General features: G+C 45.2%; 2 protein-coding genes. Both read left to right on the top strand.

Annotation, left to right across the window (positions count from 1 at the left end; genetic code table 11):
- On the top strand, positions 1 to 338 hold a 338-nt coding region (locus ADIWIN_RS21900), incomplete at its 5' end, for a TolB family protein (protein ID WP_316929649.1).
- Between the two features lie 213 nt (positions 339 to 551).
- Positions 552 to 830, top strand: a 279-nt coding sequence (locus ADIWIN_RS21895; RefSeq protein WP_316929648.1) for a hypothetical protein, incomplete at its 3' end; no start/stop codon positions are given.

Raw genomic sequence — 830 nt, 5'->3', positions numbered from 1 at the left:
ATCCATGGAGGCTCGGCAAGCCTTTGAGAACCGGAATGCCTTTTGATGTTCAACCGCGATTCAGTCCAGATGGTGAATGGATTTCTTTTACCTCAGATGCAGGCGGAGGAGACAATATTTGGGTTATGAAGAGGGATGGAACCGAACCAAAACAAATCACAAAAGAAACCTTCCGCTTACTCAATAACGCTGAATGGGTGCCCGATGGCAATTTCTTGATTGCAAGAAAGCATTTTTCTTCTGGCAGGTCCCTTGGCGCAGGAGAAATGTGGCAATACCACATCAGTGGCGGCGATGGCTTACAGCTAACAAAAGAAAAAATGACCAGCAGGATGTAAATGAACCCTCCGTTTCGCCTGATGGCAGGTACCTTTATTTTAGTGAAGACATGTCTCCGGGAGGCAGTTTTCAATACAACCGGGATCCCAACGGCCAAATTTATGTCATCAAGAGATACGATTTTGAAAACGGAGAAATAGAAACAATAACTGGTGGCCCTGGAGGGGCCGCAAAGGCCACAAATATCTCCTGATGGGAGCAAACTTGCTTTTGTGAAAAGGGTAAGAACAAAGACAGTATTGTATGTCCACGATTTGAAAACTGGTGAAGAGTGGCCAGTCTATGACCAGTTAAACAAAGACCAGCAAACAGCTTGGGCCATTTTTGGCGTTTATCCAGGTTTCTCCTGGATGCCTCAAGGCGATGAGTTGGTAATATGGGCGAAAGGAAAATTGCAAAAAATAAACACCTCCAACCTTAGTCAAAGCACCATCCCTTTCTCTGTTGCCGCAAACCTGCCTTTGGCTAAAAGAGTACACTTTGAACAGCAA

Origin of the sequence: Winogradskyella psychrotolerans RS-3 (assembly GCF_000427335.1) — a bacterium.
GTDB classification, from domain to species: Bacteria; Bacteroidota; Bacteroidia; order Flavobacteriales; family Flavobacteriaceae; genus Winogradskyella; species Winogradskyella psychrotolerans.
Note: the sequence above shows the minus strand (reverse complement) of the source record. Positions and strands in the feature narration are given on the sequence as shown.